Source organism: Rhizobium sp. 05N430, from assembly GCF_056396985.1.
This window is the reverse complement of sequence record NZ_JBFTMO010000001.1, coordinates 595,891-621,896: the sequence shown is the minus strand read 5'-3', so window position 1 is coordinate 621,896 and position 26,006 is coordinate 595,891. Positions and strand designations below refer to the sequence as shown.

21 protein-coding genes and 1 riboswitch are annotated in these 26,006 nt (G+C 62.5%); of the genes, 6 read left to right on the top strand and 15 right to left on the bottom strand.

Annotated features, from left to right (window positions below):
- Positions 1-7: 7 nt before the first annotated feature.
- Genes folK through folP form a run of 3 tightly spaced genes read right to left on the bottom strand, consistent with a single transcriptional unit; the run spans position 8 to position 1,753 of the window.
- Positions 8-526: a 2-amino-4-hydroxy-6-hydroxymethyldihydropteridine diphosphokinase gene (folK, locus tag AC1DJO_RS03035; RefSeq protein ID WP_477968989.1), complete on the bottom strand. Its 519-nt coding sequence runs from the start codon at positions 524-526 to the stop codon at positions 8-10.
- Entirely contained in the window at positions 516-887 is a 372-nt protein-coding gene (gene folB / locus AC1DJO_RS03030) for a dihydroneopterin aldolase (protein WP_112387225.1), read from the bottom strand. The genes folK and folB overlap by 11 nt, the downstream gene beginning before the upstream one ends.
- Complete coding sequence (folP, locus tag AC1DJO_RS03025; RefSeq protein ID WP_477968988.1) at positions 884-1,753, bottom strand: dihydropteroate synthase; 870 nt, start codon at positions 1,751-1,753, stop codon at positions 884-886. The genes folB and folP overlap by 4 nt, the downstream gene beginning before the upstream one ends.
- 100 nt (positions 1,754-1,853) lie before the next feature.
- On the opposite strand from folP, the gene AC1DJO_RS03020 reads away from it, so the two are divergent.
- Entirely contained in the window at positions 1,854-2,480 is a 627-nt protein-coding gene (locus tag AC1DJO_RS03020) for a DUF922 domain-containing Zn-dependent protease (protein ID WP_477968987.1), read from the top strand.
- A 285-nt stretch (positions 2,481-2,765) separates the two neighbouring features.
- On the opposite strand, the gene AC1DJO_RS03015 is transcribed toward AC1DJO_RS03020, so the two are convergent.
- Entirely contained in the window at positions 2,766-3,086 is a 321-nt protein-coding gene (locus tag AC1DJO_RS03015) for a 2Fe-2S iron-sulfur cluster-binding protein (protein ID WP_112387222.1), read from the bottom strand.
- 228 nt (positions 3,087-3,314) lie between these two features.
- Entirely contained in the window at positions 3,315-3,683 is a 369-nt protein-coding gene (locus AC1DJO_RS03010; RefSeq protein WP_477968985.1) for an Hpt domain-containing protein, read from the bottom strand.
- A gap of 464 nt (positions 3,684-4,147) precedes the next feature.
- Here AC1DJO_RS03010 and AC1DJO_RS03005 point away from each other — a divergent pair, with 464 nt between their 5' ends.
- Together AC1DJO_RS03005 and AC1DJO_RS03000 are read left to right on the top strand one after the other, a co-directional pair.
- Positions 4,148-10,573, top strand: coding sequence for an apolipoprotein A-IV repeat region-like domain-containing protein (locus tag AC1DJO_RS03005; RefSeq protein ID WP_477968983.1), 6,426 nt, complete (start codon positions 4,148-4,150; stop codon positions 10,571-10,573).
- A 242-nt stretch (positions 10,574-10,815) separates the two neighbouring features.
- Positions 10,816-11,679, top strand: coding sequence for a D-alanyl-D-alanine carboxypeptidase family protein (locus tag AC1DJO_RS03000; RefSeq protein WP_477968981.1), 864 nt, complete (start codon positions 10,816-10,818; stop codon positions 11,677-11,679).
- 6 nt (positions 11,680-11,685) lie between these two features.
- On the opposite strand, the gene AC1DJO_RS02995 is transcribed toward AC1DJO_RS03000, so the two are convergent.
- The 5 genes from AC1DJO_RS02995 to AC1DJO_RS02975 all read right to left on the bottom strand — a co-directional run bounded on the left by AC1DJO_RS02995 (position 11,686) and on the right by AC1DJO_RS02975 (position 16,474).
- Positions 11,686-12,339, bottom strand: coding sequence for a glutathione S-transferase family protein (locus AC1DJO_RS02995; protein ID WP_477968979.1), 654 nt, complete (start codon positions 12,337-12,339; stop codon positions 11,686-11,688).
- Between the two features lie 83 nt (positions 12,340-12,422).
- Positions 12,423-13,037 carry an ABC-type transport auxiliary lipoprotein family protein gene (locus AC1DJO_RS02990; RefSeq protein ID WP_477968977.1) on the bottom strand — a complete coding sequence of 205 codons (615 nt, stop codon included), beginning with the start codon at positions 13,035-13,037 and terminating at the stop codon, positions 12,423-12,425.
- A 32-nt stretch (positions 13,038-13,069) separates the two neighbouring features.
- Complete coding sequence (locus tag AC1DJO_RS02985) at positions 13,070-14,440, bottom strand: MlaD family protein (RefSeq protein ID WP_477968975.1); 1,371 nt, start codon at positions 14,438-14,440, stop codon at positions 13,070-13,072.
- 9 nt (positions 14,441-14,449) lie between these two features.
- Positions 14,450-15,298: an ABC transporter ATP-binding protein gene (locus AC1DJO_RS02980; RefSeq protein WP_112387477.1), complete on the bottom strand. Its 849-nt coding sequence runs from the start codon at positions 15,296-15,298 to the stop codon at positions 14,450-14,452.
- 9 nt (positions 15,299-15,307) lie between these two features.
- Positions 15,308-16,474: an MlaE family lipid ABC transporter permease subunit gene (locus AC1DJO_RS02975; RefSeq protein WP_477969223.1), complete on the bottom strand. Its 1,167-nt coding sequence runs from the start codon at positions 16,472-16,474 to the stop codon at positions 15,308-15,310.
- Between the two features lie 98 nt (positions 16,475-16,572).
- On the opposite strand from AC1DJO_RS02975, the gene dgcA reads away from it, so the two are divergent.
- Positions 16,573-17,556, top strand: a complete 984-nt coding sequence (gene dgcA, locus AC1DJO_RS02970; protein WP_477968973.1) for an N-acetyl-D-Glu racemase DgcA — start codon at positions 16,573-16,575, stop codon at positions 17,554-17,556.
- Here dgcA and AC1DJO_RS02965 read toward each other — a convergent pair.
- Both AC1DJO_RS02965 and AC1DJO_RS02960 read right to left on the bottom strand, forming a co-directional pair.
- Positions 17,508-18,728: an MFS transporter gene (locus AC1DJO_RS02965; protein WP_477968971.1), complete on the bottom strand. Its 1,221-nt coding sequence runs from the start codon at positions 18,726-18,728 to the stop codon at positions 17,508-17,510. The genes dgcA and AC1DJO_RS02965 overlap by 49 nt on opposite strands.
- 149 nt (positions 18,729-18,877) lie before the next feature.
- Positions 18,878-19,681 carry a UDP-2,3-diacylglucosamine diphosphatase gene (locus AC1DJO_RS02960; protein WP_112387475.1) on the bottom strand — a complete coding sequence of 268 codons (804 nt, stop codon included), beginning with the start codon at positions 19,679-19,681 and terminating at the stop codon, positions 18,878-18,880.
- A 213-nt stretch (positions 19,682-19,894) separates the two neighbouring features.
- Between AC1DJO_RS02960 and AC1DJO_RS02955 the strand changes: the two genes are divergently transcribed.
- Both AC1DJO_RS02955 and AC1DJO_RS02950 read left to right on the top strand, forming a co-directional pair.
- Positions 19,895-22,207 carry an NADP-dependent malic enzyme gene (locus AC1DJO_RS02955; protein ID WP_477968969.1) on the top strand — a complete coding sequence of 771 codons (2,313 nt, stop codon included), beginning with the start codon at positions 19,895-19,897 and terminating at the stop codon, positions 22,205-22,207.
- Positions 22,208-22,331: 124 nt separating this feature from the next.
- Positions 22,332-23,429, top strand: coding sequence for a DUF2865 domain-containing protein (locus tag AC1DJO_RS02950; RefSeq protein ID WP_477968967.1), 1,098 nt, complete (start codon positions 22,332-22,334; stop codon positions 23,427-23,429).
- Here AC1DJO_RS02950 and bluB read toward each other — a convergent pair.
- The 3 genes from bluB to AC1DJO_RS02935 form a co-directional block, all read right to left on the bottom strand.
- On the bottom strand, positions 23,426-24,109 hold the full coding sequence (gene bluB / locus AC1DJO_RS02945; protein WP_477968965.1) for a 5,6-dimethylbenzimidazole synthase: 684 nt from the start codon (positions 24,107-24,109) through the stop codon (positions 23,426-23,428). The genes AC1DJO_RS02950 and bluB overlap by 4 nt on opposite strands.
- Positions 24,110-24,152: 43 nt before the next feature.
- Positions 24,153-24,334: riboswitch (cobalamin riboswitch) on the bottom strand.
- A gap of 17 nt (positions 24,335-24,351) precedes the next feature.
- Positions 24,352-25,182: a TolB family protein gene (locus AC1DJO_RS02940; RefSeq protein ID WP_477968963.1), complete on the bottom strand. Its 831-nt coding sequence runs from the start codon at positions 25,180-25,182 to the stop codon at positions 24,352-24,354.
- A 32-nt stretch (positions 25,183-25,214) separates the two neighbouring features.
- Entirely contained in the window at positions 25,215-25,922 is a 708-nt protein-coding gene (locus AC1DJO_RS02935; protein WP_477968961.1) for an NYN domain-containing protein, read from the bottom strand.
- Positions 25,923-26,006 lie beyond the last annotated feature (84 nt).

The following is a 26,006-nucleotide window of genomic DNA, read 5'->3' as shown; positions in this document are numbered from 1 at the left end:
TTTCGTTTCAAGGCTTCCGCCACCACTCGAAGCTGGCATCAGCGATTTCGATGCCCTGCACATCGGCAGTAGCGAGCCAATCCCGAACCGTCCGCCCCTTCACCAGAAGATCTCCCGCGAAATCAGCAAGCGGCATCAGCACGAAGCCGCGATCCGTCATGCGTGGATGCGGTAGCTCCAGCCGCGGCGCTTCCTGCTCGACACCTTCGTAGGTCAGGACGTCGATATCCAGCGTGCGCGGCCCCCAGCGCTCGATCCGCTCGCGCTTCATCTCCCGCTCGATCTCAAGACAGACATCGAGCAGTGCCTCCGGCGCCAGCGTCGTCTCGACCCCGGCGCAGGCATTGAAGAAGAAGGATTGATCGGTCTTTCCCCAGGGCGGCGTCCTGTAAAGCCTGGACACCGCAGTCAGCTGGCAATCGTCCCGCGCATCGAGGTGCTGCAGTGCCGAGGCCATAGAGCGCACGGGATCGCCGATATTGCCGCCGAGACCGAGCGTGGCCGCCTTGAAAGGATCAGTGTGCAAAGTGTTCGACGCTCACCTGAACGAAATCAAGCACGCCTGGAACCGGCGCACTCGGCTTGCGCACCGTGATCTTCGCCCGGGTGATCTGGTGAAAGCGCTCACAGAGCCCCTTGGCGATATCGAGCGCCAGCGCCTCGATCAGATAGCGCCGCTTGCCGACGACGATCTCCTCGATGACGGTGAAGGCGATACCGTAATTGACGGTATCCTCGATCGAGTCGCTTTCCAGCGCCTTTCCGGCAGTCACATCGAGTTCGGCATCGACAAAGAACCGCTGCCCGAGGAACTCTTCCTCGTCATGCACGCCGTGGCGCGCGAAGAACGCACAGTTCTGCATCAGGATCGTGTATTTCATAGTCATTGGCCCCGGCGTCCTTCGTAATTTCGGCGTGCCGTCAGCATAGCATCGGCAACAGCCAGCGCATCCCTGTTGATTGCGACATTGTGGACCCGGAAAACCGCAGCCCCCGCCAACCTGAGCAGCGCGCTGCTGGCCGCCGTCGCCGCGTCGCGATCCGCGGCATCCCGGCCGGTCGCCGCGCCGATGAAGCGCTTGCGCGAGGTCCCGGCGAGCAGCGGAAAGCCGAAGCGCGACAGCTCCGCAAACCGCGCCATCAACTCGAAATTCTCGTCCGCCGTTTCCTTGGCAAAACCGAATCCCGGATCGAGAACGATCTGCTCATTGGCAATCCCCGCCTCACCTGCCAGCGCTAGAGACCGTTCCAGGAAAACTGCTTGGTCAGCGACCATGTCGGGCAGCTTATCGCGCTCACGGCCCGTATGCATGATGCACACACCGGCGTTCGCCTTCGCAACGACGCCAGGCATCGCCGGATCCTTCTGCAGCCCGAACACATCGTTGACGATATGGGCGCCTGCTTGGATGGCGAGCCTTGCGGTCTCCGCCCGGTAGGTATCGATGGAAATCAACGCCTCAGTCTTGCCGCGCAGCGCCTCGATGACGGGCAGCACGCGCCGCTGTTCTTCAGCCGCATCGACCTTGGCGGCACCCGGCCGCGTCGACTCGCCGCCGATGTCGATGATCTCGGCACCTTCCGCCACCGCCGCCAGCGCGTGCGCGACGGCTGCATCGGCGTGATCGTACTTCCCGCCATCGGAAAACGAGTCCGGCGTCACGTTGACGATCGCCATGATCACGCTCGTTGCGCCTAGCGTCAATTCGCGGTCATGGGCGACCCGCCATCGGCTGACCTGAAGCTCACTCACCGGCGTTTATCCTATTGATAATAAAAAATCCTGCGCCTATTGCGCTCGCGGTGGCTATGCCCCAAGCTCCGCCAAACTTCAACATGGGTCACCGTCTAGAATGCCTTCCGCATCGCCGAATATGCGTCTTCTCCTTGCTTTTTCCATGACGATTGCCCTTTGCACCTCAGCGTCGGCCGAAGTGGTCGCCACGAAGAGCTATTCCTATTTCGACATCCGCGGCAGAACCGCCGACGAACTCGACCAGCAGCTCAGCACCCGCGGCCCGACCGCAAACGGCTCATCCGCCCGCCACCCCGGCGCCACCAAGATCCGCTTCGGCGGAGAAGCCACCTATATCCAGCACGACGGACGCTGCAAGGTCGGCAGCGCCAAGGTCACCGTCCATACTCAGATCATCCTGCCGCGCTGGCGTAACCGCAAGGGCGCGACGAAGGACCTGTCGATGATCTGGGATGCGCTATCGAGCGATATCAAGCGCCACGAAGAGCGCCACGCCGAAATCGCCAGAACACAGGCACGCGCCATGGAGCGCGGCATTCTTGCGCTTCCCGCACAGCGCAACTGCGAGGCAATGCAGGAGTTGGTATCGGAAGAATCCACTCGCGGCATAGACGAGCACGACCGCCTTCAGGCGCGCTTCGACAAGGTCGAGGCGGTCAATTTCCAGAATCGGATGATGCGACTGCTCAACAACCGACTCAAATCATCCGGCGGCAAAAACTAGCGCATTTGCGGGCAAGATACGACGCAAGATCGTTAGCTGCACAACGAAACCTGTGCGAAACTTGCGTCCTCCCCAGCCTCTCAATGGTGAAAATTAGCGATAGGCGACTCAACTGAGGCGCGCTAATATGAACACATTCGAAAGTTCAGGACTGAACTACCTGATCTTTCCGTCGCTGGGTTCTCCTGGCGCGTTCCAAGCCGCGGACGGTCCTCCCTCGTCCGATGGTTATGCGCCCGCCTCGCCTCGCTCGTCATCCGGCGCGCGAGGCTTTTTTTGGCGAGATCAGGCCTGGCGTTCGGGTACGTGAACCGTCAGCCCATCCAGCACAGCCTTCATGCGGATCTGACAGGAAAGGCGCGAAGTCGGGCGGACGTCGAAGGCAAAGTCCAGCATGTCTTCTTCCATCGCTTCGGGCGGGCCGACGCGTTCGACCCATTCTTCGTCGATATAGACATGACAGGTAGCGCAGGCGCAGGCGCCGCCGCATTCGGCTTCGATGCCCGGGACGGAGTTGCGCACGGCATTTTCCATGACGGTGGAACCCTGATCGACGTCAAGGTCAAAGCGCGTGCCGTCGAAGGCGACAATGGTCAGTTTGGGCATTGTGATTTCCGGTAACCGTATTGAGGGAGGATCAGAATTTTTCTTCCAACAAATCTGCGAGGCAGTCAACATCGACAGCCCCGGCAGTGTCATCCCATACTTAAAAGCGACAGGCTTGCTTGATTGCGGCATGCCGCTGGTCACAAAAAGACCCGCTGCTCATCGGAAACAGGCATGCCTGTTCCGGAATGATGCAGCGGGTCCAGCTTTGCGACTGATGCCTGGCTCTTAACGGCTCAGCTTCAGGATGAAATTCTCGGCCTCGACGACAGCAGCACCGACCGCTGCCATCGATGCGGCGTCACCGGCATTGTCCTCAAGCGTTTCCGCCGTCTCCGACACCCGGAAAGCGCCGACAGCGCTTGCCGCGCCCTTCAGCCGGTGCGCGGCTGCGACGATCTTCTGCGCCTCTCCAGAGGCGATCTCTCCGAGACACGCGCGTGCCTGGCGCGCGAACATCTGGAGCACTTCGATTTCGAGGGCCTTGTCGCCCATCGTCTGCTTTGAAAGATGCACCAGGTCGATCGGGCGGACCTTGGAGGAGCACGGCCCCTTCGAATTATCCGGCGCCTCGAACGCGATACTGACTGCTGCCATGTGCCAAACTCCCGTCTTTATCCCCGCGGTTGAACTCTACAGTGCGGTTGGAGAGTGGCGATCGCGTTAAATTCCGGCACATTGAGGGCGGGATTCTGGCGCTATGGTTAATATCCGTTAAACATCGCTAAATTATTGGTTTTTCAACAGGCTCTGCCGTTAAATCATGTTAACAACCCATTAACTGCAGATGATTAGCAAGCCTTCGTTAATTGTCTCCGAAGCCCGGATGTGTCACTACGATACTGGTACAGTGGGTTTGTGCTACGCGCCTTTGCGGGCCAAGTGGATAATGGTAATGTTTTGATACCGTCCGTTTGAAAAAGCGGCTATCCACTCTGAAATGACATGCTTATCCGTCCGTCGTCTCGGATGGTAAGGTCAGAGGCAAAAGGTTGACGTCCGGACGCGGCGATGTCCGGACCAGCGGCTGAACCGGCTGAGATGTAACGAGGCGTAACGGAATGGCGAACAACAAGTACAACGAGTCGATCGAGGACAAGGCGTTCAAGGCATTGGACGAGGCGCTCCAGATCGATTTCAGCCAGCAGAAAGCGCCGTCTCGCAGCGGCAAAACGCCCGACGCCCCGGAGGCCAATGTGTCTGAGAACCCATCTGCGCGTAATCAGCAGGACCAGGACGACAGCCAGCGCCGCCGCGGCCGCTCAAAGGCTGCAGAGCAGCAGGCACCCCGCGCTCCGGCCTTTGCCCCGGCAAACGATGCCAACCGCAACACGCCCGCTTCGCTTCTGAAGTCGCTCGACGGCAGCTCGACGCGCGTCGCCGTGCGCAACGCCACCCTGTTTTCGCTGATCTGGATTGTCGGCGGCATCGGTCTGATGTCCCTGCTCTATTCGCCGCAGATCTGGCAGATCCGTTCGGTCGCCGATCTGGTCGGCCTGCCTGGCGTGATCGCCGGCATCGTCGGCATCATCGTTCCCGTGCTGCTGTTCTACGCTTTCGCGATCATGATCTCGCGTGCCCAGGACATGCGCAATGCCGCCCGCTCCATGGCGGAAGTAGCCCTGCGCCTCTCCGAACCGGAGACGATCGCCTCCGAGCGCATTATGACCGTCGGCCAGGCCGTGCGCCGCGAAGTCTCCGCCATGAACGAAGGCATCGAGCGCACCATTGCGCGCGCCTCCGAGCTGGAAACCCTTGTCCATTCTGAAGTCAACGCGCTGGAGCGCAGCTACGCCGATAACGAACTGCGCGTGCGCGGCCTCGTCCACGAGCTTGGCTCCGAACGCGAAGCGATCGTCAATCACGCCGAGCGCATCCGCAGCTCAATCGTTGGCGTCCATGACCAGCTGAAGGAAGACCTGTCGCTGGCGACGGAAGAAATCGCCGTCCGCCTCTCGACCTCAGGCGAAGCCTTCGCCTCGATGATCGACACGCGCGCCGCGACGCTCACCGAAAAGTCGGAAGCCGCGATCCAGTCGCTCGGCTCACTGCTGGCCGCCAAGACCGATTCCCTGCTGCAGACCCTGACCTCGTCGGGCTTTGCGCTGGCCCATGAATTCGACACCCGCCTGGACACGCTGACATCCAGCCTCAGCGAACGCGGCGAGCACCTGCTCAGCCAGTTCGAGACGCGCGCTTCCACCATGGACAGCAGCGCCGAGAAGTTGAACGCCGCGCTCAACGACCGCGCCCGCCAGCTGAACGAAATCCTGATTGCCCGCACCCGCGAGATCAACGAGACGCTGACCGGCAGCGAACGCGAGATCACCGGCTCGCTGGATGGCGTGCTTGCCAAGCTCAACAGCGCTCTCGACGAGCGTGGCCAGAGCTTCCGCCAGAGCCTGCAGTCCAGCGCCGACGACGCGATCATGGACCTCGACCTGCGTTCGGGCTTCTTCGAAGAGCGCCTGCAGAGCACGGTCGCGCAGATGTCCACCGCTTTCGACGAGCGCGTCGCCGAATTCGCCACCGCTTTCGACAAGCGCGCAGGTTCTCTCGACACCAAGCTGATGGAAAGCCTTGCCCGCATCAACGAGACGCTGGCTGGCGGTTCGGAATCGCTGGATGGCATCCTGACCTCGAGCATCGAGCGTCTCGGCGCATCGCTGACCGACCAGTCCTTCGCGCTGGCAACGGCATTCGGCACCGGCCAGGAAGTTCTCGAAAGCTCGCTCGGCAGCAAGGTCGATGAGATTTCCGAGGCGCTGGCCGCCCGCACCAAGGAAATCAACCAGACACTCAAGAGCGCCTCCGGCGAAGTCAACGAAGCGCTGGCAGCAGGCATGGCCGATTTCCACGGCAGCCTCGCAGGCCGCACCAGTGAATTCTCCGCAGCGCTGCAGGGCGCTACCGGCGAGATCACCAACGCGCTTGCCACCGGCACGTCCGAGCTGCATGCCGGCCTTGCCGACCGCACAGCAGCCCTGTCGTCTGCCCTCCACAACGCCACCGGCGAAATCTCGCTGGCACTGGCAGCAGGCACTTCGGAACTGCACAACAATCTTCAGGCCCGCTCGACCGAATTCCGCGACACGCTGCTGTCGACGACATCGGAACTGACGGCAGCGGTCTCGTCGGGCACTGAGCAGATTACCTCGGCCTTCGGCCGCGCCGACGACCTGAACACCGTCATCTCCGAGCGCGCCGCAGCGATCACCACGGCCCTCGATTCCGCCCATGAGCGCATCGACAGCGCCATGGCCGAACGCGCCAACGCTCTGGAAAGCACGCTCTCCGGTCACCACGATCGTGTTGCCGACGCTCTCGACGAACGCACAATGGCTCTCGCCATCTCGCTCGACTCCGCTCAGGAGCGCTTCGAGAACACCATGTCCGAACGCAGCAATGCGCTCGTCGATGCCATGGCAGGTCACCATGACCGTCTGTCGGACTCGCTCGACGAGAAGACGATGGCAATGGCGATTTCGCTGGATGACAGCCAGAGCCGCTTCGACAGCGCCCTGGAGGCCCGCGCCAATGCGATGCTGGATACAGTTGCCGGCGCCGAAGCCCGCGTTGCCGGCGCTTTCGCCGACAAGTCGGAAGCCATCCGCAGCGCCTATATCGACAGCCAGGAACGCCTCGAGCGCTCCCTGAGCGACCACGCGGCCGCGCTGCACTCTTCGCTGTCGAGCAACAGCGACCGTATCGAAACCGTCACCGGCGATGCAGCCGCACGCCTGCAGACGCTGACCGGCGAAGCCGCCGATCGTATCGAGGCCGTTACCGGTGATGCCGCTGCCCGCATGCAGTCGCTGACGGGAGAAGCTGCCGATCGCATCGAAGCCGTCACCGGCGATGCTGCGCAGCGCCTGCGGACATTGACAGGCGAGGCTGCCGACCGCATCGAGGGTGGCCTGGCATCGGCGCATGACCGCATCCGCTCGACGCTCGAAGACCGCACCAACGCCATCAGCCTGGCGCTCGGCGAAGCCCATGCGCAGATCAGCGATACGCTGTCGGAGCAGGCAACGACGATCAGCGCCTCTGTCGCCGCCAGCGCCAGCATGCTGGAAATGTCGCTCGAAGATCACGAAGCCTCGCTGCGTCAGACGATCGACAACAGCTCCCGCGCACTCGACGAGCGTCTGCGCGAAGGCGCCGGCCAGATCGCCGAACGCTTCCAGGGCGCTGCGGCCGAGATTTCCCGTACGGCCGAAACCTTCTCGACCCATCTCGACCACTCCGTCGGCGGCATGACCGAACGCTTTGCCGAAACCGGCTCGCGTGTCGAGGCCGGCCTGACGGCGCTCGAAAACCGAATCCGCGACGGCGTCGGCGGCGTTGCCGAACAGGTGGATTCAGCTGGTGCGCGTCTCTCCGAAACGCTCTCCGACAGCATCAATCAGCTGCGCGAACTCGGCGATGATGCGGCCTTCCGCGTTACCACGGTTCTCGAAAGCACCAGCGACACGCTGACCGGCGCGATCGACGATCGCACCGCCAACCTCGCTTCGACGCTTGAAGAGCGCGCTCGCAGCCTTTCGTCCTCGATCGAGGCACAGGCCTCCAGCCTCGCTGCGAGCCTCGATGGCCGCGCATCGCAGATGAACGCCTCGCTTGCGGCGAGCTCCGCAAGCCTGACGACAGCACTCAATGAGCGCACCACGCAACTCTCCTCCGCGCTCGACGAGCGCACCGCCCGCCTCGCCTCGTCCCTCGATGATCGCACGGCGAGCCTGACCTCTTCGCTCGATCAGCGCACGGCGACGCTTTCGTCGTCGATCGACGAGCGCACCGCCAATCTCGGCGACACCATGGACCGCGGCGGCGAACGTCTCGGCGAACGCCTGTCCACCATGGACCGGGCGCTGACCATGGGCCTCGACGCCGTCAACCAGACGATCGAAGGCAAGGCTGCCGGCCTCGCCTCGACGCTGCGCAACGCCGTTGCCGATGCCGCACAGGGCATGGATGCCGAAGCACAGCGCACCGCCGACCTGATGGGCCGCACTGGCCAGCAGTTCACGGAAACGCTGGACAACAAGACCGGCGAGTTCGCCCGCTCCATGGACGAGCGTTCCGAGCAGATCGTCGGCCGCGTTTCCGAGGCGCAGAACCGGCTCGCAGGCCAGGCCGCTGCGGTCGCCCAGACCTTCTCCGAGGCCGGCAACGCCATCGTCAACAAGGTTGCCGAAGCCGAGACGCTGGTCAGTGGCCAGGTCAGCGCCATCTCACAGGCTCTCTCCGACGCCCAGTCGTCGCTCGAGACCCGCGGCGACGCTATCCGCACGACGATCACCAGCGCCAGCGAAGGCATCGCCAGCACCATGTCGAATGTCGACCGTGCGCTGGAAGCCCGTAGCACGGCGATCCGCACCGGCCTCGAAGATCGTGCCCGCGAAATCGACGCATCACTGACCGATGTCGAGAAGGCTCTCGAAGCCCGCGGCACCTCGATCCGTGCAACGCTCGACGAGCGCACCCGCGAACTGAACTCGATGCTGGCCGGCCGCTCCTCCGAGCTCTCGCGCCTCATCGACGAAACCGCCCGCCCGATGATCGAGCGTTATGCCGAGACCGGACACGAAGCCGCCGCCCGCATCGCCGCTGCTGCCGAGCAGAGCGCCGATCGCCTGCGTGCCGAAAATGCCGCTCTCGCCAACGCCATTGCCGCCCGCACGGAAAGCGCCTCGACGGCCGTCAACGCCATCGAGACCAGCCTGCTTGCCAACGTCAATTCGCTCATCGAGCGCCTGTCTGATAACAGCGCCTCGATGGCCCTGATGATGAACCGCGCCGCCCAGGATCTGACCGATGTCGACGGCCGCCTCGGCGATACGACCTCGCGCTTCACGGACTCGGCTGCCAAGGCTGCCGAAATGGTCTCCGCCTCCACCCGCCTTCTCGAAGGCAAGGTCGATCGCCTGTCGGATATCTCCGGCCAGACGCTCGCCCAGGTCGGCTCGATCATCGGCCGCTTTGACGAACACTCCAAGGTGCTGACGCAGGCCTCCGGTCTGCTGGGTGCCGCCCAGTCGAACCTGGTTTCGACCCTCGAAGAGCGCGAAGGCGCTCTCCAGAGCCTGTCGATCGGCCTCGTGCAGCGTTCGGAAGAAATCGAAAAGACGATGCGTGCGCTTGGCACCATGGTCGAAGGCGCCTTCGAGCGAGCCGAACAGCGTTCCAATCAAGTCAGCGGCAATCTGCGCCAGAGCGTGCAGTCCTCCTTCGCCGATATCGGCCGCGTGCTCTCCGATACCGAGAAGCGCGCCGAAGAAGCCGCCGAGGCGATGCGCAGCTCGATCGTCAAGGCCGGCGAAGAAGCAAATGCCACGATCGACGGCACCTTAGGCAATGCCGAACGCCGCTCCAGCGAGCTTGCGAACCGTCTCCGCGGTGGCCTCACGGCTTCCCTCTCGGATGTCGAGCGCATGCTCGGCGAAGCAGGCCGCGCCTCGGATGGCGCTGCCCAGCAGCTGCGTGAATCGCTGCGCGAAGCCGTCGATGAGGCGGTTGCCCGCTTCTCGGGTGCGACGGAAGAAATCCGCCGCTCGGCTGGCGATATCCGCAAGGAACTCGACATGACCCGCAGCGAGCTTAAGCGCGGTGCCTTCGATCTTCCAGAGGAAGCCAAGGAAAGCGCTGCCGCCATGCGCCGCGCCGTCGCCGAACAGATCAAGGCGCTGCAGGATATCTCGCATATCGTCGGCCGTTCGGTGCAGCAGTTCGAAGTCTCCGAACCGGCTCCGCGCGCCGCACAGCCGGCACCGGCGCCCGCGCCTCGTCAGGCTCCGCCCGCATCCGCTCCGGCTCCTGTTGCAGCACCGGTCGTTGCTGCACAGCCGGCCCCGCAGCCTGTCGCAGCTCCGGCACCCCGTCCGCAGATCGAAGATGGCTTCGCACTTCGCGGCACCATCGCTCCGGCACCGGCGGCAGCGCCGCAACGCGTCGCGCCGGTTGCGCCCGCGCCCGTAGCGGCTACGCCTGCCCGCCATGAATCCGGTGGCTGGATCAGCGATCTGCTGCGCGGCGCCTCGCGTGACGAAGATGCCGAAGAAGCGCCTGCCCGTTCGGCAGCACCGCGCGCCGAAGCAGCCGCCCCGGCACAGCAGCGCGCCGCTGACAGCCGCAATCCGCGCCACGTCGTCGAGTCGCTCAATTCGCTCTCGGTCGATATCGCCCGCGCCATCGATCACGACGCCTCGGTCGATCTCTGGCGCCGTTACCAACGTGGCGAGCGCGACGTCTTCACGCGCCGCCTCTACACGCTGAAGGGCCAGCAGACCTTCGACGAGATCAAGCGCAAGTATGACCGCGAACCGGAATTCCGCACCGCCGTCGATCGCTACATCGCCGACTTCGAAAAGCTGCTTGCCGACGTTGCCCGCAGCGACCGCGACAGGACGATCACCCAGTCCTATCTGACGTCCGATACCGGCAAGGTCTACACCATGCTGGCCCACGCCGCGGGCCGCCTGACGTAACGGAAGAGAACCTGGACTTCGCTACACAAAGGGCCGCTTCATCAGCGGCCCTTTTTCATTCGGCATGAAGCGCCTCACGGCAAAGTGAGACAAACGGCCGCCGCAAATCCGGGCTTATAAGCAAGACACGCTTGTCATAATGCCGTAGATTTGCTCAATCCGGTGGCCAGACAACGTCACTCCGTCACGACCCTATTCAGGTTGCCAGCGCGCTGCCGCCGTTTTTGAAGAGACCACATTCGATGCCAAAGACCATGCCGCTGCTTCTCTCCGCAGCGATCTCCGCTTCCCTGTTCCTCGGCCTCTCCTCCACATCCTCAGCCGGACAGGCGAGTTTCCTGATCGACGCGCAGACGGGCCAGGTGCTGGCAAGTGCCAATCAGGACGAGCTGAACTACCCGGCGTCGCTGACCAAGATGATGACACTCTACCTGGCATTCGAAGCCATGCATGCCGGCCGCCTCGGCTGGGATCAGAAGCTCACGATGTCCGAGAATGCCGAGAGCAAGGAGCCCTTCAAGCTCGCCGTCGGTGCCGGCCGCAAGGTCACCGTCCGCGAAGCCGTCGAGGGTATCATCGTTCTCTCGGCGAATGACGCGGCCGTGGCGATCGCCGAACAGCTCGACGGCTCGGAAGATGCGTTCGGAAAGCTGATGACCGCCAAGGCCCACCAGCTCGGCATGACCAACACCACCTTCAATAACCCGTCCGGCCTGCCCGATCCGGAACAGATGACGACGGCGCGCGACATGGCGACGCTCGGCGCCGCGCTGATCCGCGACTATCCGGAAGAGTTCAAAATGTTCTCGATGCGCGGCTTCCAGTTCCGCGGCATGAAGCTGCGTGGCCACAACAATGTCATGTATCGCTACCAGGGCGCCGATGGCATCAAGACCGGCTATACGGATGCATCCGGCTATAACGTCGTGACCTCGGTCAACAAGGACGGCCGCCACGTCGTCGGCGTTATCATGGGCGAAAAGACCGCAGCAATCCGCGACGACAAGATGGCCGCCATGCTCGACGCTGCGTTGATCGGCGCTCCCGCCGCGGCGACGGCCTCGGCCGATCCGGCGGCAGCCACCGCCGCCGTTCCCGCCAACTGATCGCGTCTACGCCGGCTGCTTCACATCGGCAGCCGCGAAATGTGCAAGCTGGTCCGCATGGGCCTTCGCAAAAGCCGGCCGCGCCGTCGCGCGGTTGACATAGGCGCGGCAGGCCGGAAAGGCCGACAGCCCGTCGAAACGATCGACGAGGCGCAGCACATCCGCCATCAGAATATCGGCGACGGAAAACTGCCCGGCCAGCCATTCGCGCGCGGCAAGCACCGGCTCCATATGCTTCAGTCTGGCCTTCAGGAAGGAATCCAGGCTTTTCCAGGCCGGCGTATCACCATCCTGCCCGGAGAAGATCATGATCGTCCAGGGCAGGCTTGCCGCCTCGACGGAGTTGAGCGCTGCAAACAGCCACTCCAGCGCCTCACTGCGGCCCTTCGCGTCACCTGGCATCAGCGCTTCGCTCTTGCTGCCGAGATGCAGCAGGATCGCGCCGCTTTCGAAGATCGAGAGATCGCCATCGGTCAGCCACGGTACCTGGCCGAACGGCTGATGCGCGAAATGCTGCGCATCTCGCTTTGTAAAGGGTATGCCCGCGACGCGGTAAGGCAATCCCGCCTCCTCCAGCGCCCAGCGCACGCGGATATCGCGCACATAGCCGCGCGGCAGATCGGGAACCCAATCGAAAGTGGTGAGGACGAGGCCGGTCATTCTCTGTCTCCTTGCTATCTCCTTAGCAAAGGACGTCCCGGCACGTCATGTTCCGACACCGGCAGCCGATTTTTCTCGCCGTATCAGATCGACTGGAGCGTCCAGTCGACGATCTCGGTCGTCACTGCCGAGAAGGACCGGTCGAGCGACTTAATCATGCCCTCGGCTGCACCTCCAGCCGGAGCAGCAGCCCGGAATACCTTCTGGGCGCGCACCGTGCCGTTGCGATCGTTGAGGATCTTCGCGGAGATCTCCACCACGGCCTGGCTGCCCTTGCTGCTGTCGATCTCGAAGGCGCGGATATCGGTCACGACCTGATAGTCGATCGCCAGTCCCTGGCCGGGCTTGCCGACGCCGCCGAACTTGCCGGAGTTTTCATAGGCCTCGATCAGCTTCGACTGCACCATGCGGGGCAGCTTGTCGCTCCATTGCGAGCGGGCCAGATACTGGATCTCGGAGGGCGAGACGCGAACGACGATCTGCTCGCTGTTCAGCGCTGCCAGCGCCGTCGGCTCCGGCACAAGGATCTGGCTGCGCTTGGCGGCCGGACCGGCACCGCTGCCGACGGCCGCCGACAGATCGTAGGTGTCGTTCTTGGCGCCCGTGCCGCAACCGGCAAGGGTCAGCGCCACCAGCGGCAGCGTGAAGGCTGCTCTCGCCAGCAATGAACGGCGCGCCAACAGATGCGATACGGCCATATTATGCTTCCCCTGCTTTTCTCATATCGAAATCAACGGCGCGAGCGGCCGTCGGTCTGTTTCACCGTATCGCCACCGAAGATCAGGCGCTGCGGGTTTCTGTCGAAATTGCTGATCGCGTCGTTGAGGTTCTGCACCGTGTTGCGCGTATCGTTGATCAGCGACTGCACGTCGCGTAGCCCGCCGCTCGAGAACTTCTGCAGATTGTCGGCGATCGGCCCGATACGCGAATTCAGATTGTCGGCGACCTTCTTGAAGGATTCCAGCGTGTCGCGTGCTTCGGCAAACAGCGACTGCGAATTGTCGGTGCCGAGCAGCGCGTCAAGCTTGATCAGGATGCCGTCGACGCGCGTCGAAGCCGAGTTCAGCTTGTTCGCCATCTGCGAGACGTCCTGGATCGTCTGGTTGATGTCCTTCTGGTGCGACGAGACGGTATTGGCAACATCGCGGATCGAAGCGACGGCAACGCGCGCGTCTTTGGTCGCCTGCGAGATATCGTCCACCGAGCCCTTCAGCTTCTGCGGGTCGATCTGCGCCACCAGCGTGTCGACGCGATCGAGCGCAGACTGCGCCTTCTTGCCGACATCGTTGAACGTTGTTGCCGTCTGGTCGAATTTGTCGATCGCGCCCTTCAGGCCGCCGGAGGCGTCGGCAATGTCCTTGCTGACCTTTTCGGCATTGGCGAGGATCGTATCGATCTTCTTTGCATCGACGGCCTTCACCAGCGCCTCGACGGCAGCCAATGTCGAATCCACCTTGCCGGAAACGTTGCGAACCGTCTCGGAAAGCTGCCCGACGCTCTGCAGGAAGCTGTCGATATTGCCGGAATTCTTGGCAAGCGCATCGGAGAAGGTCTCGGCATTCTGCAGCGTCTTGGTCAGCGGCCCGCGCGCATCCTGTACGAAACCCTGAACCTGGCCGACGGCATCATTGGCGCGATCGAGGATCTTGTCGGCGGTGGCGAGCAGGTTGGTCACGCTGGACTGGTCGGCGACGATCACCGCCCGCTTGCCTGAATCGATCGACTTCTGGAGAATGTTCTCTTCACCCACCTTGCCGCCCGACATTTCGATATAGGCAGCACCGGTCAGGCCCTGGATTTCAAGAATGGCCTTGGTCGACGGGTAGATCGGCGCATCGACGCGCACTTCGGTGAAGGCCAGCGAATATTGCGGATCGTCGGCATCGATCGACAGCGACTTCACCGAGCCGACCTGAATACCGTTGAAGCGCACCGGCGAACCGACGCTAAGGCCGTTTGCCGATCCCGGAATACGCACGACAAGCTCGGCCATCGGGCCGCTACGGCCATATTCCGCCATCCAGTAGACGAAGCCGAACGCCGCTGCGATCACCAGAACGGTGAAGATGCCGACAATCGTATAGTTCGCTTTGGTTTCCATCGTCTCCGGTCACTTCCCGCGGCTGTCGTGACTGCCCGCGCGCGAGGCGCCGGCAGTCTCTTCCTGCGGCACGATCGAGCGTGCGCGCTTGCCCTTGAAATAGGACTGAACCCACGGATCATCGTAGGCCAGCATGTCGTCGATCGTCCCTTCCACCATTACCCGCTTCTTTCCAAGCACGGCAATACGGTCGCAGACGGAAAACAGGCTGTCGAGGTCGTGGGTCACCATGTAGACGGTGAGACCCAGCGTATCGCGCAGCCTGGCAATGAGATCGTCGAATTCGGCGGCACCGATCGGATCGAGACCCGATGTCGGCTCGTCGAGAAAAACGAGGTCCGGATCGAGCGCCAAGGCGCGGGCAAGCGCCGCGCGCTTGATCATGCCACCAGAGAGTTCGGACGGATATTTGTCGGCAGCGTCAGCCGCCAGACCCACCAGCTTGATCTTCAGATGCGCCAGCTCGTCCATCAATGACTTCGGCAGATCCAGATATTCGCGCATCGGAACCTGGATGTTCTCTTTGACGGTCAGCGACGAGAACAGCGCGCCCTGCTGGAAGAGAACGCCGAGGCGCATGTCGAGCGAGTTGCGCTCGCTCTCGTTCAGCTCATCGAAATTCTGTCCGAGGATCTCGATCGAGCCGGAACGGCGCGGCAAAAGACGCAGGATCGTGCGCATCAGCACCGACTTGCCGGTACCGGAAGCGCCGACAAAGCCGAGGATCTCGCCGCGGTAGATATCGAGGTTCAGCTTGTCGAGCACGATCTTCGAGCCGAATCCGACCGTGACATCGCGCGCCGAAAGCACGATGTCCCGCTCTTTTTCTCCGCCCGTTTCCGTCTGTTGCTCGTTCACGCTCAAACCCTAGAAATTGATGGCCGCATAGAAGATGGCGAAAAGCCCGTCCATGAGGATGACAACGAAAATCGCCTTAACGACCGCAGCCGTCACATGCTGGCCGAGCGATTCGGCACTGCCGCCGACCTTAAGCCCTTCGACGGCGGCGACAATGCCGATAACCAGCGCCATGAACGGCGCCTTGATCATCCCGGCAAGCACGGTGGACAGCGTCACCGCCTCGTGGAGGCGCGACGTGAAGGTCGCGAAGGTGATGCCGGAATAGGCCCAGGCAACGGTCGCAGCCCCGAGTAGCGACGCGAAATTGGCGAGCACGGTCAGCAGCGGCAGCGCAACAGTCAGCGCCACCAGACGTGGAAAGATCAGCACGCCGACCGGGTTGAGGCCCATGACCTTCAGCGCATCGACCTCTTCGCGCATCTTCATCGAGCCGATTTCGGCAGTGATCGCGCTGCCCGAGCGGCCGGCGATCATGATCGCCGTCAGGAGCACGCCGATTTCACGAAGCTGCAGAATGCCGACGAGATCGACAACGAAGACCTCAGCGCCGAAATAGCGAAGCTGGAAGGCGCCCTGCTGCGCGATGATCGCGCCGATCAGGAACGACATCAGCAGGATGATCGGCACGGCCCGAACGCCCATATGATCGATCTGGTTGACGATCGAGGCCGGCGAAACGCCGCTGCCGCGGCCGAACTTCATCTGCGCGCCGCGCACTGCGGAACCGAGGATGTACATCGCTGCCGCAAAATTATCCCACAGATCGTAGGCCATCTTGCCGATAGGCGCAAAAATCCTCTCGGCAAGCGATCGCTTCTTCGCGGGTTCGGCTTCCTGCTTTTCCGGCCGCTGCGAGAATTCCTCGATCATCTCGTCGATGTGCTGATTGGTGCCCTCGAAATGCACCTGGCGGCCGGCGTCCTCCTCTTCGAGCTTCAGCCGCACCAGCAGCCAGACGCCCGCAGTATCGATATCGGTGACATCTGAAAGATCGAGCGTCAGGTCGCCGTTACCGCGAGACAGCGCTTCGAAATCCTTGAGAACGGTGTGGATGTTGCCGCTGCGCCAATTGCCTTCGAGACGCACCAATCGCCCGGAGCCGTTGGCTTGGTCGTCCACGTGGAGTGAGGCGGCTCTGCTGGGCTCGGGCTTCAAAATGCTTGTGTCTTTCAGGGCTTGCAGCGACATTGCCGACTCGCGAACATCTCGCGCGCCCGGCGGGTTAATATACTCAAGCCCCGCAGAATTTCCATGCTTTCAGGATTGCAAATATGCCACGGTCCCTCGAAATCCAAATGAATTCATTCCCGATCGCGGGCACTTTCACGATATCGCGCGGCGCAAAGACCTCCGCGGAGGTGATCAGCGTCACGCTGAGGGAAAACGGCAGAATCGGTTGGGGCGAATGCGTGCCCTATCGGCGCTACGGCGAGACGATGGAAAGTGTCGAGGCACAGATCGAAGCGGCACGGCCGTTGATCGAGGCCGGTATTTCAAGAGATGACCTACAGTTGGCGATGGCGCCCGGTGCTGCCCGCAACGCCGTCGATTGCGCCCTTTGGGATCTGGAGGCCAAGCTGACCGGTGCCACCGTCGCTGCCACCATCGGCCTTGCGGCGGCAAAGCCGTTGACGACTGCCTACACCATTTCGCTCGGCGAACCCGAGGTGATGGCGGCACAGGCACGGGAACATGCCGGACGCGCGCTGCTGAAAGTCAAAGTCGGCACCGGTGACGACGAAAGCCGCATCCGCGCCGTTCGCGCCGCCGCCCCCAGCGCGGCTATCATTCTCGATGCCAACGAGGGCTGGCCGGAGGCGACGCTCGAGCACCACCTGCGGATCTCCGCCGAAATGAACATCGCACTCGTCGAGCAGCCGCTACCGGCCGGCAAGGACGAGATGCTCGCGGTGATCAAGCGGCCTGTCATCGTCTGCGCCGACGAGAGCGTCCATCACACCGGCGATCTTGCCAGCCTCCGCGACCGCTACGATGCGATCAACATCAAGCTCGACAAGACAGGCGGCCTGACGGAAGCCTTGGCGATGAAGCGCGAGGCGCAGCGGCTGGGCTTCCAGATCATGCTCGGCTGCATGGTCGGCACATCGCTCGCCATGGCGCCGGCGGTGCTGCTGGCGCAGGACGCCGAATTCGTCGATCTCGACGGACCCTTGCTGCTCGCCAGGGATCGTGAGCCCGGCCTGCGCTACGAAGCTTCCCTCGTCTTCCCGCCGGACAAAGAGCTCTGGGGCTGAAGGTAATAGGCGACGAACACCAGCGCCATGCCGATCGCCGCGACCAGCGCCATGACGTAGTAGCTGGCGAGGCCGAGCCAGGCATACAGATAGCCTGAAGCGAGCGTCATCAGGCCCAGGAACATGCCGTTGTAGAAGAAATAGGCGCCCTGCGCCGAGGATTCCTGCGTCGCCTGCACCGAAGCCACGATCCGCCGCTGCACGCCCGTATGCACGAAGGCGTAGGTGCAGGAATGGAAACATTGCAGGAAGAAGAAGCCTGCGAAGTCCCAATGCATCGGAAACAGGATCCAGCGGCAGATGCACATGGCGCAGCCGAAGCGGATCAGCGTCCAGGCATTGAAGCGGCGGCCGAGATGCTTCGAGACGAAGAACACCAGCACCTCTGAGGCCACGCCGGCGCTCCAGAGAATACCGACCTGCGTGCCGGTGAAGCCGAGCTGATGCCAATAGATGGATGCGAAGGCATAGAGCAGCGCGTGGCTGGACTGCTGGATCGCCACGCCCCAGAGCAGCACTAGCAGATGCGGCTGACGCAACGAGCTACCCGTTGCCTGCTGCAGATCGACAGGCGTATTGCGGCGCCGCGTCGGGCCGATACGCGGACAGTAGATCGCCATCGCCATGGTCATCGCAAAGCCAAAGATCATAACCGGCAGCACCATATCGCCACCCCACACGCCGATCATTTCGCCGCCGATCATCGTCGAGACGATGAAGGCGATCGATCCCCAGACACGCATCGAACCGTAATCCAGACCCCAGCGCCGGACGCCCGAAATAACGATCGATTCGACGATCGGCACATAGGGCGCAAAGGTGGCGCCCTGGACGCTGTAGACGATCAGCACCGGCCAGAAGCTTGTCGTCCAGTAAAGTGCGATCGCCGTCAGCAGCGACAACCCGCCAGACCATAGGAGCACATCGGCGCGCTCCTTCATCCGGTCGGCATACATCGCAACAACCGGCGCCACGAGGACGCGCACGACCATCGGCACGGCAAGGATGACGCCGATCTCGTGATCGGTGAATTTGTGAACCGCAAGCCAGACAGGGAAGAACGGAAGCGCGACACCGTTGACGATCAGCGGGGCGCAGTAAGACAGGGCGCTGAGCAGCCGGAAACGCGGCGGAGCCCCCTCATCGACAGAGGCATTCTGGGCGGGAATCATGGTGGACCTGCAGGAAACTGTGCGCTGCCTAACACATCAACCTAGGGGCGACTATGGCGAGAAATTGCCCATTTGAAACGTTTTAAAAAATAAATAGGACCGTTGCCCCGAGGCAACGGCTAAATGTCTTGCATATGGCGGGATGAAAATCAGGCAGCCTGCGGCGCGCGCTCGGGCTGGTGCGTCAGCTTCAAAGTCACCGGCTCGCTGCTGGCGATCGCATTCCATGTGATCAGTTCGAAAGTGCCGTCCTCATGCTCGGCAATCGCCGTGCAGCTCTCGACCCAGTCGCCGGTATTGATGTAGCGCACACCGTCCATCTCCTCGATGACGGCATGGTGGATATGGCCGCAGATGACGCCGTCGGCACCGCACTTGCGGGCCTCGTCGGCGACGACGCGCTGGAACTCGCCGATGAAGTTGACGGCATGCTTGACCTGCAGCTTGGCCCAGGCCGAGAACGACCAGTAAGGCATGCCCATCCGGCGGCGAATGGCAGCCAGAACGATATTGATGCGGATCGCCATGTCATAGGCCCAGTCGCCGAGATAGGCGAGCAGGCGGGCATTGCGGACGACGACATCGAATTCGTCCCCATGCAGCACCAGATACTTCTTGCCGTCGGCGCCCTCGTGCATCATCCGCTCGGCCACTTCGATGCCGCCGAAATGCATGCCCGGGAAGTCGCGCAGGAATTCGTCGTGATTGCCGGGAATGTAGACGACGCGCGTACCCTTGCGCGCCTGGCGCAGCAGTTTCTGGATGACGTCGTTGCAGACCTGCGGCCAGTACCAGCTGCGCTTCAGGCGCCAGCCATCGACGATATCCCCGACGAGGACAATCGTGTCTGCCTCGTGGTGACGCAGAAAGTCGATCAAGAAGTCAGCCTTGGCAGCCTTGGAACCGAGATGCACATCGGAAATGAAGAGCGTACGGAAGTGTCGCGTATCCATGTAATCCATCACAGGCATCCTGCCCGTGCCCCATCGTTCATCTGGCCTTCCAAAATCAGACTCGTGTTTCAGGAAGATGACAGCGCGGTTGTTTGACGCATCCCCCGGGCACAAGAGTTTTCCGCTTTCAACCTCAAATTCCCGCTGTCCCGCCGCACCGATTGTTGTATGGAGAAGGCTTCAAACGACATGACTGCGGTATTGGAGAAGGCAATGGATAATCAGGACAAATCCAAGACGGAGAAGAACCTGACAGGTGGAACTCTTGACGAACAGGCGCTGTTCTTCCACCGCTATCCCCGCCCCGGCAAACTCGAAATTCAGGCGACCAAGCCGCTCGGCAACCAGCGCGATCTGGCGCTCGCCTATTCGCCCGGTGTCGCCGCGCCGTGTCTCGCGATCCGCGACGATCCGGAGACGGCCGCCGACTATACCTCGCGCGCCAATCTGGTCGCCGTCATCTCCAACGGAACCGCCGTTCTCGGCCTCGGCAATATCGGCCCTCTCGCCTCCAAGCCGGTGATGGAAGGCAAGGCCGTTCTCTTCAAGAAATTCGCCAATATCGACGTCTTCGATATCGAGGTCGATGCCTCGACCGTCGAGCAGATGGTCTCGACCGTCGCCTCGCTGGAGCCGACCTTCGGCGGCATCAACCTCGAAGACATCAAGGCGCCGGAATGCTTCGAGATCGAACAGCAGCTGCGCGCAAAGATGCGCATTCCCGTCTTCCATGACGACCAGCACGGCACCGCGATCATCGTCGCCGCCGCCATCCTCAACGGCCTGGAACTGGCCGGCAAGTCGATCAGCAACGTCAAGATCGTCACGTCCGGCGCTGGTGCTGCGGCACTCGCCTGTCTCAATCTGCTCGTCGAACTCGGCGCCAAGCGCGAGAACATCTGGGTCCACGATATCGAAGGCCTCGTCTACGAGGACCGCAACGTGCTGATGGACCAATGGAAAGCCGTCTACGCGCAGAAGAGCGATACCCGCACGCTCGCCGAAAACATCGGCGGCGCCGATGTGTTCCTCGGCCTCTCTGCTGCCGGCGTTCTGAAGCCGGAACTGCTCGAGCAGATGGCCGAAAAGCCGCTGATCATGGCGCTCGCCAACCCGACGCCGGAGATCATGCCGGAACTCGCCCGTGCCGCCCGGCCGGACGCGATGATCTGCACCGGACGCTCGGACTTCCCGAACCAGGTCAACAACGTTCTCTGCTTCCCCTTCATCTTCCGCGGCGCGCTGGATTGCGGCGCCGAGGAGATCAACGAAGCGATGAAGATGGCAGCCGTCCGCGCCATCGCCGGCCTCGCCCGCGAAGAGCCGTCCGATGTCGCCGCCCGCGCCTATTCCGGCGAAACCCCGATCTTCGGACCGAACTACCTCATCCCCTCGCCCTTCGATCCGCGCCTGATCCTGCGCATCGCGCCTGCTGTCGCCAAGGCAGCGGCCGAGAGCGGCGTTGCACGCCGTCCGATCACCGATTTCGACGCCTATCTCGACCAGCTGAACCGCTTCGTCTTCCGCTCCGGCTTCATCATGAAGCCGATCTTTACGGCCGCCAAGGCTGCCGAAAAGAAGCGGGTGATCTTCTCCGAAGGTGAAGACGAACGCGTACTCCGCGCTGCCCAGGTGTTGATCGAAGAAGGCATTGCTGAACCGATCCTGATCGGCCGTCCGCAGGTCATCGAGACCCGCCTGCAACGCTACGGCCTGCGCATCCGCCCGCTCTCCGACTTCGCCGTCATCAATCCGGAAGACGATCCGCGTTTCCGCGAATATGTCGATCTCTATCTGTCGCTCGTTGGCCGCCGGGGCGTCATCCCGGAAGCTGCCCGCACGATCGTGCGTACCAACACCACCGTCATCGGTGCGCTGGCGCTGCGCCGCGGCGAAGCAGACGCGCTGATCTGCGGCCTCGAAGGCCGTTACGAGAAGCACCTGCGCGACGTTCGCCAGATCATCGGCAAGCGCAAGGATGTCCGCGATTTCTCGGCACTCAGCCTGCTGATCTCGCAGCGCGGCGCCACCTTCTTCACCGACACCTACGTGACGTTCAATCCGAGCGCCGAGGAAGTGGCGGAATCCGCCGTTCTGGCTGCCGAGGAAATCAAGCGCTTCGGCATCACGCCGCGCGCCGCCCTCGTCTCGCATTCCAACTTCGGCTCGCGCGAAAGCGAAAGCGCCACCAAGATGCGCAGTGCCCTGCAGCTGATCCGTGACGCCGCGCCCGATCTCGAAGTCGATGGCGAAATGCATGGTGAGAGCGCAATCGCCGACGAAATCCGCAAGCGCGTCATGCCATCCACCACGCTGCATGGCGAAGCCAACCTGCTGGTCTTCCCGAACCTCGATGCGGCCAACATCACGCTCGGCGTCGTCAAGTCGATGACCGACGGCCTGCATGTCGGCCCGATCCTGCTCGGCACGGCCCTTCCGGCCCACATCCTGGCACCGTCGGTGACCTCCCGCGGCGTCGTCAATATGGCGGCTCTCGCCGTGGTCGAGGCGCAGCAGCCGGCGTGATTTGCCGTAGATCGGAAAAATGCGTTAGAATTCCTTCGTTAGCTTGTTAACGGAAGGCAGCTAGACAGAACGGATGCGGCAAATGCTCTGCCGCTTCCGGTTTACTATGCTGCGGGATGATACCGTGAAACGCCGAAGCCTGACCCTTGCTCTCTTTCTCGCTGCTACCGCGCCCGCGGCGGCGCAGACCAGCGCGATCTGCGAAGATCTGCGCGGACGCCTTGCCGACCTGCCGCAGGTGATCGGCAACGGCCCGGAGATCCGCCAATATGCAAGCGCCATAGCCGAACAGAACCTCGAGCTCCGCAAGCTGCGCAACGACCTGCGCAGCAACGGCTGCAGCGTAGACAGCATGGTTGTTATCGGCGGCGAGAATGACCGCTACTGCAGCGACCTGCAGGAATCGGAATCGCGGATGATCGACAACATCCACTACCTCCAGGACCGCCGCAACCAACTGCGGGAGGCCGGCGGCAGCGATGTCAACGAACGCCGCGAACTGATGGCCGCCCTCGACGATAACGGCTGCAACGACGATCCGGGTTATCAGCCGGACGAGCGCGCCGATGTCCCAGCGCCAAGTACCGAAGAACAGGCGATGCGCGGCGATACCTTCATTCCGCTCGGCAACGGCGAGGAAGGCAACACCCAATATGGCGTGCCCCGCGGCGAGATGATGTCGCATGTCAGCACCATGTGCGTGCGCATCTGCGACGGCGGCTTCTTCCCGATCAGCACCAATGCGACCTCGATCGATTTCAGCCGCGACGCCTCGACCTGCTCGAAAATGTGCCCCGGCATCGAGACGGAGCTGTTCTATCAGGACGTCTCCAACACCGACGCGGCCAACATGATCTCGGCCGCGACTGGCGCCCGCTACAGCGCTATGCCAAACGCCTTCGCCTACAAGAACCGAGCGCCCGGCGAGAAATCCTCCTGCACCTGCAATCTGACCGCCTATTACGAGCAGATGCGCAAGAACCAGACGGTCAGCGCGCCGCCGCAGAAAGGCTCGATCACGACGATCACCACCAAGCCGCCGGCAACTGCAGCCCCCACACCGGCTGCGCCGCAGGCACAGATACCCGACCGTCCCTATGACCCCGGCAACAGCAAGGTACGCCAGATCGGCCCGCAATTTCTCGCCGGCGACCAGGGCAGTATCGACCTAAAGAACCCGGCGACATCGGGCCCGCAGCCGCAGCAGCAACAGCGGAATTAGCGGCGGCCCCAGCCATCGCGGAAGATCAGCTCGTCGAGCGGCAGCCGCTGCCGCCAGCCTTTGACGGCCAGCTCGGGCTCGCTATAGAGCGCATCGACATAGCCAACGCAGAGCCAGGCGACGATCTCGATATGCGCGGGCACGCCGAGAATTTCCTTGAGTTCGCTCTCATGGAAAATGCTGACCCAACCAACGCCAATGCCTTCAGCCCGTGCTGCGAGCCAGAGGTTCTGCACTGCACAGACGGTTGAATAGCTATCCATACGCGGGTTATGTGTGCGCCCCAGCACGACGTCACCGCTGCGCGACGGATCGCAAGTGATGCAGATGCCGAGCGGCGCCTTGAGGATGCCCTCCAGCTTCAGCGAGCGGTATGTCGCCTGCCGCTCGCCATCGAACATCCCAGCCGCCTCGCGGTTCGCGCGATCGAAGGCGTTCCAGACGCGCTGCCGCACACCCGCATCTTCGACAACGATAAAATTCCAGGGCTGCATGAAGCCAACCGAAGGCGCGTGGTGCGCAGCTTCGAGTAGCCGCACCAGCACATCGGATGGCACAGGATCCGGCAGAAACTGGTCGCGCACATCGCGCCTGGTCATGATCGCCCGGTAGACGGCGTCGCGCTCGTCAGCGGAAAAGGCGGACGCGCCTTCAAGCGCATCCTTGTTCATGGGCCGCATCGTCAAATCCCCAACAACGCAACCGCCCCGCCGTCCGCGCGGGATCAGTCTATGATGCCAGGCCGGTCTTCTGACTTGGCGTCATCCGCCCGCCGCAGCCTTCCCGGTGTCAACCAGTGGCATGATGCGGCAGGCGTCGGCCTTACAGCGTTGGGCACGTTCCGGGCTTGCACCGGATTCCCGATTCTCCCGCGACAAGCGGGCACCTGACCAAAGCCTCTTGCCCGCTTTTCAGAGACGCTTCAAGTAGACGGGAAATACCGGACATAGGCAAACTCGTCACCTTCTGGTGACCAGCAGGAAACATTGATCGTGCCCTGCCCGCCGAACAGCTCGAAGAGCGTCGTCAGATTGCCGCCGTCCATATCCATCAACCGCAGGCGCACATGCAGGTCGCGCGGATGATCGAAGACGTCAGGGTCGTAGGAAAGCAGCAGCACCTTGTCGTTGGTAGGCGCCGGATGGGCAAACCAGTTGCCGTAATTGTCATGCGTGACCTGCTCCAAACCGGTCCCATCGGGATGAATGCGCCAAATCTGCATCAGCCCGGTACGGCTGGAATTGAAATAGATCCACTGCCCGTCAAAGGAATAATCCGGCCCGTCATTGCGCCCCTCGCCCTGCGTCAGCCGCCGCTCCGCGCCGCCATCGACAGAAATCGTGTAGATATCGAAGAGATCGCCGCGAATGCCGCAATAGGCGAGTTCCTTTCCGTCAGGCGACCAGCCATGCCAGTAGGACGGCAGGTTTTCCGTGATCTGCTTTGGCGCGCCGCCTTCCGACGGCAGCGTATAGATGCAGGATTTGCCGTGCTCGGTCTTGTCGGAAATCACATAGCGGCGGCCATCGGGCGAAATGCCGTGATCGTTGTTGCAGGCCGTGGCAAAGCCGGTATCGACCTGCTGCAAACCGCCCTCACCGTCCGGTGACAAGCGATAGAGAAGGCCATCACCGTTCAGCAGCAGGTAGCGGCCATCGGGCGAGAAATTCGGCGCCTCGATCAGCTGCTCCGTCTGGAACACGACCCGGCTCTTGGCCGTGCGGATATTGTAGATCTCGACCGAACTGCGCATGCATGCCTCCCGCATTTGCTGCGGCCCGGCGCTTAGCCGTTCCGCTTCATTCTGATTTGCATGCGGTTTGTGCCATGCATCTGCGTTTCGATAAAGGCGCATCGCTTCAAAAGCGAGCTGAGGTTCGGAGCGCCGAAATGCTGCGCCTTGAACTCCGGATAGACCTGCCGCAAGAGCGTCCCGAGTTCAGCGATATCGAGCCAGCCTTCGCCCTGCAGCTTGGCCGCCTGCAGCGCCTGGGTGATATAGGGCCGGATATTTGGAGAGGGCTGCAGCGCAATCACCTTCGGCAGCGCAAAGGTGGAATTCGCCTCACCAACATTCAGCTCGAAGAAATCATCGAAGGACTGCCGCAACAGCGCCGATGCGTTGGGCGCGCCCAGTCCGATCGCCTGCTTGCCGCGCATGCGGATACGCATCGCCAGATGGCCGACATCGCGGTCGCTGCTGGCGATACAGAAAAGATCGATCGCCGAACCGGCCAGATATTCCATTGCATCGATGGCAAGCAGGATATCCGCGCCGTTCTTGCCGGAATGGGAGCTGACAGCCGTCTGCAGGCTGAGTGCCTGACGTCCGGCCTCCGCGATCCACGGCTGCGCCGCCTCTTTCGTGAAGTCGCCGTAAGCCCGGCGCTCGATAAGGCGTCCGTATCCGCCGGCGATGCTGATGATCTCTCCCGCACAGCGCGCCGGCAGGTTTTCCGTATCGATGAAGACGGCGACTTTGGTTTCCCGCATGCTCAAACCTCCCGCGTTTCCAAAGCATAGAAACGCGAGAAGAGACTGCCGTCAGCAGCTTTCGGTTGATCGGGTTAACGATCG

What these genes read in the sequence shown, in the direction of transcription:
- folB (WP_112387225.1), bottom strand. Translation starts at nt 887, where the DNA reads ATGACTATGAAATACACGATCCTGATGCAGAACTGTGCGTTCTTCGCG.
- AC1DJO_RS03020 (WP_477968987.1), top strand. Translation starts at nt 1,854, where the DNA reads ATGCCTTCCGCATCGCCGAATATGCGTCTTCTCCTTGCTTTTTCCATG.
- AC1DJO_RS03015 (WP_112387222.1), bottom strand. Translation starts at nt 3,086, where the DNA reads ATGCCCAAACTGACCATTGTCGCCTTCGACGGCACGCGCTTTGACCTT.
- AC1DJO_RS03010 (WP_477968985.1), bottom strand. Translation starts at nt 3,683, where the DNA reads ATGGCAGCAGTCAGTATCGCGTTCGAGGCGCCGGATAATTCGAAGGGG.
- AC1DJO_RS03005 (WP_477968983.1), top strand. Translation starts at nt 4,148, where the DNA reads ATGGCGAACAACAAGTACAACGAGTCGATCGAGGACAAGGCGTTCAAG.
- AC1DJO_RS03000 (WP_477968981.1), top strand. Translation starts at nt 10,816, where the DNA reads ATGCCAAAGACCATGCCGCTGCTTCTCTCCGCAGCGATCTCCGCTTCC.
- AC1DJO_RS02995 (WP_477968979.1), bottom strand. Translation starts at nt 12,339, where the DNA reads ATGACCGGCCTCGTCCTCACCACTTTCGATTGGGTTCCCGATCTGCCG.
- AC1DJO_RS02990 (WP_477968977.1), bottom strand. Translation starts at nt 13,037, where the DNA reads ATGGCCGTATCGCATCTGTTGGCGCGCCGTTCATTGCTGGCGAGAGCA.
- AC1DJO_RS02985 (WP_477968975.1), bottom strand. Translation starts at nt 14,440, where the DNA reads ATGGAAACCAAAGCGAACTATACGATTGTCGGCATCTTCACCGTTCTG.
- dgcA (WP_477968973.1), top strand. Translation starts at nt 16,573, where the DNA reads ATGCCACGGTCCCTCGAAATCCAAATGAATTCATTCCCGATCGCGGGC.
- AC1DJO_RS02965 (WP_477968971.1), bottom strand. Translation starts at nt 18,728, where the DNA reads ATGATTCCCGCCCAGAATGCCTCTGTCGATGAGGGGGCTCCGCCGCGT.
- AC1DJO_RS02960 (WP_112387475.1), bottom strand. Translation starts at nt 19,681, where the DNA reads ATGGATACGCGACACTTCCGTACGCTCTTCATTTCCGATGTGCATCTC.
- AC1DJO_RS02955 (WP_477968969.1), top strand. Translation starts at nt 19,895, where the DNA reads ATGGATAATCAGGACAAATCCAAGACGGAGAAGAACCTGACAGGTGGA.
- bluB (WP_477968965.1), bottom strand. Translation starts at nt 24,109, where the DNA reads ATGCGGCCCATGAACAAGGATGCGCTTGAAGGCGCGTCCGCCTTTTCC.
- AC1DJO_RS02940 (WP_477968963.1), bottom strand. Translation starts at nt 25,182, where the DNA reads ATGCGCAGTTCGGTCGAGATCTACAATATCCGCACGGCCAAGAGCCGG.
- AC1DJO_RS02935 (WP_477968961.1), bottom strand. Translation starts at nt 25,922, where the DNA reads ATGCGGGAAACCAAAGTCGCCGTCTTCATCGATACGGAAAACCTGCCG.